6 protein-coding genes are annotated in these 6,523 nt (G+C 63.9%); 1 reads left to right on the top strand and 5 read right to left on the bottom strand.

Annotated features, from left to right (window positions below):
* Positions 1 to 246 precede the first annotated feature (246 nt).
* Entirely contained in the window at positions 247 to 828 is a 582-nt protein-coding gene (locus tag AX756_RS08775) for a helix-turn-helix domain-containing protein (protein WP_068310097.1), read from the top strand.
* A 124-nt stretch (positions 829 to 952) separates the two neighbouring features.
* Here AX756_RS08775 and AX756_RS08770 read toward each other — a convergent pair whose 3' ends face one another.
* From AX756_RS08770 to AX756_RS08750, 5 genes are all read right to left on the bottom strand, one after another.
* Positions 953 to 1,294 (bottom strand): cupin domain-containing protein, encoded by a 342-nt coding sequence (locus AX756_RS08770; protein WP_068310095.1) that lies wholly within the window; start codon positions 1,292 to 1,294, stop codon positions 953 to 955.
* 197 nt (positions 1,295 to 1,491) lie between these two features.
* Entirely contained in the window at positions 1,492 to 2,667 is a 1,176-nt protein-coding gene (locus AX756_RS08765) for a serine hydrolase domain-containing protein (RefSeq protein ID WP_068310093.1), read from the bottom strand.
* Between the two features lie 102 nt (positions 2,668 to 2,769).
* Positions 2,770 to 3,459 (bottom strand): aspartate/glutamate racemase family protein, encoded by a 690-nt coding sequence (locus tag AX756_RS08760; RefSeq protein ID WP_068310091.1) that lies wholly within the window; start codon positions 3,457 to 3,459, stop codon positions 2,770 to 2,772.
* 14 nt (positions 3,460 to 3,473) lie between these two features.
* Positions 3,474 to 4,352: a hypothetical protein gene (locus AX756_RS08755; protein ID WP_068310089.1), complete on the bottom strand. Its 879-nt coding sequence runs from the start codon at positions 4,350 to 4,352 to the stop codon at positions 3,474 to 3,476.
* A gap of 157 nt (positions 4,353 to 4,509) precedes the next feature.
* The gene (locus AX756_RS08750; RefSeq protein ID WP_068310086.1) at positions 4,510 to 6,510 is read right to left on the bottom strand and encodes a GumC domain-containing protein; all 2,001 of its coding nucleotides are present in this window, start codon (positions 6,508 to 6,510) and stop codon (positions 4,510 to 4,512) included.
* Positions 6,511 to 6,523: the final 13 nt, after the last annotated feature.

Here is a 6,523-nt window from a genome sequence, read left to right as displayed (position 1 = left end):
AGACCTCCTCGGACGGCACACCGGGCAATGTGCCAAGATCGCCGTCAAGTCCGGCGAGCCATCCGTAGGGCGTTACGTTGAACTCCCACTCCGACTGGGCCTCTGCGGGAGTGAACAAAAGGGCCGCCACGGACAAACCGAGAGCAACAGCCCCAAGACGAATATGAACAGCCATCTGCCACCTCCCAAGTTGCGATTATTACAATATCAGAGACAGACCGGTCATTTTGCGACAAACTTCCGACCATGCTGACGGCGCTTCAAGATGTCAGAGCCTGGCACCCGGAATGGGTGGAACTCCCCAAGGCCTCGCAAAAGGGCGATACCTCACTCAAGGCCGTGTTCGGTGCACCGATACGCTACGGTGGCCGGCTAGCCGGGATTTCCAGTCCCAAGCATATGCTTCTCATGCGGAATCCGCGTTCCAGGGAGGCGAGGAATGAAATCCTGTTCAGCGACATGAAGGCGATGATCCGGCAACACCCGCCGCGCAGAACGGCGGAACTCGTATTGGATACCCTGCGTTTGCTGAGTGTCGTCGGAGATTTCTCGGAAGAGGTGATCGCCGAGAGACTTGGCATTGGGAAACGAACGCTTCAGAGGCGTCTTTCCGCGGAAGGCCACAGGTTTCGCGACATCGTTACGTCTTTCCAGATGAAACGGGCTGAGGCATTGCTGCTCGAAACCGATTACTCGGCTCAGGAGATCGCAGGCTGTCTCGGGTATCAGGAGGTGAACAGCTTCCGCCGAGCATTCCGGAGCTGGGCCGGTATGACACCAACGGAGTATTCCGCGAGGCGAGCCGGGAGCCGAATGATCTCCCAGTGATCGAAGAGACCGCCTCCGTGGGACGCTGTATGTGGCGCAGTTGACCCGCAGAGACCGCAATTCGCTCGGAGGCCGACAATGGGCCGAATTTGCCCAGACCCGTTCCTGCTATCCGCCGATCCGATCAAAGTCGGATGACGTACTCCTTGGTTGTCGTTTCGATGACTTCCCACGTGCCGGAAAAGCCCGGACGAATGACAAAGCTGTCGCCGGCTCGAACCTCGAATTCCTTGCCGCCGTCTTCCGAAATGATCGAATGACCTTCCAGAATGCGGCAATACTCCCACTCATCGTACTGGATCTTCCACTTGCCCGGAGTGGACCGCCAAGTCCCGCAATACAGGCCGTCCCGTTCTTCGATGTTCCAGGTCGTGAACTCGGGGGAGCCCGCGATGAGCCTGTCAGCGGAGGGCCGGTCGATCTCGGCGTTTTCGGTCGCGGTGATACGGAGAAAAGTCTCTGACACGAGGGCATCCAGTTTTGATCTGTGATACCAGCGTCATACACTGACCGAGCACGGATTCCCAAACAATGGCTGTCCGCCAGCCCATTTCTTCAAGGTCGCCTGCGGGATGCCCCTGTAAACCGAGCGCCCAGCCCGGTTCGGCCCTTGCAGCAGTCACGCCCGAGCTTGCTCGTTATCATTCCTGCCCGAAGTGCCGCTTATGAAGACGTTTCGGAGAGATGCCCGGCAATTGTCCGGAACATGTCCAGCATGATCGTGTCGAGCGCCTCGTCTTCCGGCAGGGGCTGGGAGGAGAGCTTGATGATCGTCACCTCGTGCCGCGGATCAACATAGATCCATTGACCGTGGATACCGATGGCGATCATCGCGCCGGGATGCGCGTCCGACAGGTACCATTGGTTGCGATAGGATCCCGTGGGCACAAGCCCGTCGAGCCCCGAGCCGCGGCTCCAGGCCTGCCGGTCGCCATTCTGCAGGATGTCCTTGATCCACGACTCCGGCACGATCTGAAGCCCGTTCGCCCGGCCCTTGTTGCGCATCATCTCGCCGAAACGGGCAAGATCGCGCGCGCGAGTGCAGATGCCACCTGCCGTGCGCGAGCCGCCCTCCCTGTCGACCGTGATCCAGGCATCGGCCTCCGCGCCAAGCGGGCGCCAGATCCTGTCCGACAGCAGATCGGCGAATTTGCATCCGGACGCGCGTTCGAGAATCCAGCCGAGCACGTCCGAATTGGGCGAGACGTAGTGGAACGCCGCGCCATGCGGGCCGCTATCCTTGGGCAGCGTTGGCAGGAAGCTGTGCAGCCCGCCTACATAGGGGAAATTGCCCGGCGGGTTCCAGTCCATCGCCACGCGGTAGCGGGAAACGTCGCCCTGCGGGTCGAGATAGTCCTCGATGAAGCGGATCGAGACCACCATGTCGAGCACGTGGCGGACCGTGGCATCGCCCCAGGCGGAGTTTGCAAGCTCGGGGATGTAGTCTGTCACGGGTCTTTCGGGGTCAAGCCGGCCTTCTTCCACGAGGATCCCGGCAAGCGCCCCGGTCACGGATTTCGAGACCGAGAAGATGATGTGCCGGTCCTCGGGCGCCATCAGCCCGTCATAGCTTTCATGGACGATCCTCCCCCGGTGCAGGACCAGGAACGCATCGGAATAGGCGCTCTCCAGTGCCTCGGCGACGCTCTGGCCGGAGGGCAGCGCGAGGCTCGCCAGATCGAGTGCGCCCGCTTGTTCTACCGGGCCACGCTGCGTCGGGGCGGCAATGAGGTGGCCATGAAGCAGATGGTCCACATGGTGAAAGCTCCACCGGCAGAAGGGGTGGGTTCGCCAGTTGGTCAAGTTTGTTTCGGCTTCGAGCGTTTCGGTCTCGGACATGGGGCAGCCCTTCACAAAATCTTTTTCACACAATCGGATAACCGTCGGGCCGTCCGCCCTCAAGCGCTCATGCACACCATCGCCGATGCGGTGTCTTCCCGCTCAGGCCAGCGCCCGGTCGAGTGCGGCGACCGCGTGGATCTCCGTCGTGTCGAAACAGGGCAGAGGAAGCTCTTCGGGCCTTAGCAGCAGGCCGACCTCGGTGCATCCGAAGATCACCGAATCCGCGCCCGCGGCGGCGGCACGGTCCACGATGGCGTTCCACTGCGCGCGGGAGGCCGGCTCGATGATCCCCTTGCAAAGCTCGTCATAGATCACGCCATGCACGCAGGCACGGTCCGGGGCGGAGGAGATCATGACTTCGAGCCCGCGCGCCTTCAGCCGGCTGGTGTAGAATTCCTGCTCCATCGTATAGGCGGTGGCCAGAAGGAGCGGCTTGCGACGGCCCGCCTTCAGCAAGGCTTCCGCCGTCACATCGGCGATATGCAGCAGGGGCACCGAGATCGCCGCCTGCACCTCGTCGGCCATCTTGTGCATCGTGTTGGTGCAGATCAGGATCATCTCGGCCCCGCCGCGCTCCAGCGCCTGCGCGGCTGCCACCATGGCCCGCGTTGCCGCATCCCAGTCGCCATCGGCCTGATAGGCCTCGATCTCGGCGAAATCGAAGGACCACAGCAGCAGCTTTGCCGAATGCAGCCCGCCAAGGCGCTCGCGGACAAGGCGGTTGAGCAACTGGTAATAGGTGGCCGTGCTTTCCCAGCTCATGCCGCCGATAAGGCCGATGGTTTTCATGGCGTGTCCCTGGATCATGGGGAGAGGAACTCGATCCCGCCCATCCCGGCAATCCGTTCGACATCGGCCTCGTAGCGCTCCGACAGTTTGGCGACGCGCTGCTGCGTCCAGCCGGGCAGGTCGAATTCCTCCTCGACCGCCTCGGGGCGCGCGAACTTGTCCAGAAAGGCCGACACGACGCGGCGCCAATGTTCCGGGCCAGAGGCCGGGTGGCCATCGAGATAGGATCTCAGCCGGCCGAAGCCGTCTTCGGTCATCAGGCTGGCGATGAAATCGTCGATCCCCTCCAGCCGCATCGGATCGGGCAGGCCCGAGAGCGCGCGCAGGATATCCAGCCATATCAGCGGGCTGTCCTCGTTGCACCAGATGGTCAGCTTCGCATCGGGCACCGCCGCGTGCAGCCGTTCCACCATATCCGCCCAGGAGAGCGCTTCCGGGTCGATCCGGGCGAGATAGCCCTCGAAGCTCTCCTCGGTGGAAAAGCGGGCATGCAGGGCCGGGATCAGGGTCGCGGGATTGCGCAAGGCCAGCGCAAACTCGGCCGGTTGCCCGGGAAAGAGGTTGCGGATCCACGGGGCGCGTTCGCCCACGAGCGGATAGAGCACGCCGTCCTGAATGGCCCGTTTCGGCACGCAGAGGAAGGAATCGTTGGAGAATAGGATTTGCTGGGGGTGGTCGATCTCGGTGATCTCTTCAAGGATATGGTCTTGCACTTCCTCGGTCGCCGGCTGCCCCTTGAGCTGGATCATCGCCTCGCGCAGCACCGGCCGGAAACGCCCTGGCTGCGCCACCACGATCCCGTTTTTCTGCAAAAGGCTGTCATTGCGCAGCAGGCAGCGCAGGGCGCGGTCCTCGTCGGTCGAGTGCAGGCCGATGTGATAGATAACCTTCATGTCGGCTGCCCGTCCTCACGTTGCCCGGTACGCTGCTCCGGTCTCTGCAGCGCAGGTTACAAAGGCGCGGGCGCGGGAGCAAACAGGATGCGGCAGGGCAGGGGCATTCCGTTGCCCTGTTGCCCTGCCGCCATTGCCCTTCAAGGGGAGGCGCGGCTTACCAGGCCTGGCTCAGGCCCGGATCGCGGCGTTTGGCGCGGGTGAAAACAGCGCCAATGCCTTGCGGACAGCGGTTGGAGACCCGTTCGAGGGTTGCGCGCGCGGCCTGTTTGTCCTCTCCGCGCCGCAGCTCGACAATCGCGTAATCTGCGGCGCTGGCGACAAGGCTCGCGCTTGTCGTCTGTTGCAGGCTGCCACCATCGATCAGAACAACGTCATGGCGGGCCGTCATCTCGGCGATGCGGCGGCGCAGTTCGGGCAGGGACATCTCCGAGCATGCGTCCCCGAAAGCCGTCTCCACATGGTAGCTGCCATTCGCCGTTGCCTCGTGTTGTGCAGGGTCGACATGGAGCAGCGCGACGGAGAGATCGGTGCGCGAAAAGCTCTCGGCCAACGCATGCGCGAGCGCCGTCTCGCCGCCTTCGCCGGTGCGCAGCATGGCAAGCGACCGGCCCGAGCCGGCCGGTGATGTGCTGCGTGCGGGCACAAGTTGCAGCGTCGTGCGCAACCGGTCGATCTCCGGGGCAAGCCGCGCGCCGTCGCTGTCGGGATCTCCCGTAAGCACCGCGAGCGGGTCGACGCCCATCGTGGCGAGGTTCATCTCGTCGCTCCAGCGCAGGCGGCGGCTGCCAAGGCCAAGCCCGAGCACCAGCAGGCTGGCCACCATTCCGCCACCGACAAAGCCCATCGCGGCTTGCATCTTGGCGCTGTCCTCGGCCGGTTCGTCCGGCGTGACGGCGGGCGACATGACGTCGGTCAGTCCGGGCGAAGTCTTGCGGCTCTCCACCCGGATCACGTCCAGCGCGGCGCGCGTGTCGTCCAGCATCCGGCGGGTCTCGGAGCGCTCTTCTTCCAGAAAATCCAGTTCGACCCGCTGCGCGTTGAGCGCGCGCGCCTCCTGCCGCGCCTCCTCCAGCTCGCCTGCGACCTTCGCCAGCAGTGCCGCGATCGTATCGATATTGTCCTCGTCGCCCGCATCGCTCTGATCGGTCAGCGCGCCTGTCTGGCCCAGCACCTGGATCTGGTTGCGGCGATCGGCCATCGCCCTTTCCAGGATTGCGATCTCGGCGCGCTTATCACGCACCTGCCGCGAGCTCTCCGTGTAGCGCTCCAGCAAGGTGGCGAGCCCGGCTTCCTGCCGCGCCAGCTCGATGTTGATGTCGGCCAGCCCGCGGTCCAGCAGCGTGGCGCGCAGGATATGCTCATCGTTCATGTCCGCACTGGCCTGCCCGTCATTCTGGCGCATCGAGGTAAGCGTGCGCTCCACCTCGGCCTTGCGGCTGGAGAGCGCGTCGATCTGGGCGATCTTCTCGCTATGGGCCTTGGCGATGGCGAAGGAGCCATATTCGCGGCCGATTTCGAGGATACGCCGGTCCAACCCGCGCAAGGCCTCCAACAGTTCCGCCTCCCGCCGGGTCAACTCGGAGGAACGCATCCGCATCTGCCGCCCGTCCGCCTCGGATTTGAGCGAGAGATAGGCGTCGGTTACCGCTCTGAGCTTGGCGGCGGCGAACGCGGCGTTCTTGCTCTTGGTGTCCAGCACGATCAACGTGTCCGAACGTTTCACGGCCACGGACTGACGCAGATCGGAATCGGTCATCTCGGCCGTCAGCTCCGGGAAATCGGCCCGCAACGTTTCTGCGGCGCGCGACATCACGTCGGGGCTGTTGGCAAAGGCGGTCTCGGCCTTGACGAAGCTGTCGAAGGTCTTGAGCACGCTGTCATCGCCGGAATTGTAGAGAATGCCGGCTTCCTTGGGATAGACCCGCAGCACCGCCTGGCTCTCGTAAGTCTTGGTGCCGCTCAGAAAGCCAGCCGCGCCGAGCGCGCCGCCAAGCACTAGGCTGAGGGCGAACCAGGCCGGCCAGCGGCCGCGCATGGCGCGCAGAAGCGGGGCGAGCGGGTTGGTGGCCGGGGCTTCCGGCGCCTGCCATGTGGTCATGGGCTCGGCGTCCTGCAAAGGCGCGCCCACGGGCATGGTCATGGTTCCGTCCATCATCTTTTTCTTTCGT

The organism is Aliiruegeria sabulilitoris (genome assembly GCF_001558155.1).
Taxonomy (GTDB): domain Bacteria; phylum Pseudomonadota; class Alphaproteobacteria; order Rhodobacterales; family Rhodobacteraceae; genus Tropicimonas; species Tropicimonas sabulilitoris.
This window is presented reverse-complemented; position numbering and strand designations above follow the sequence as displayed.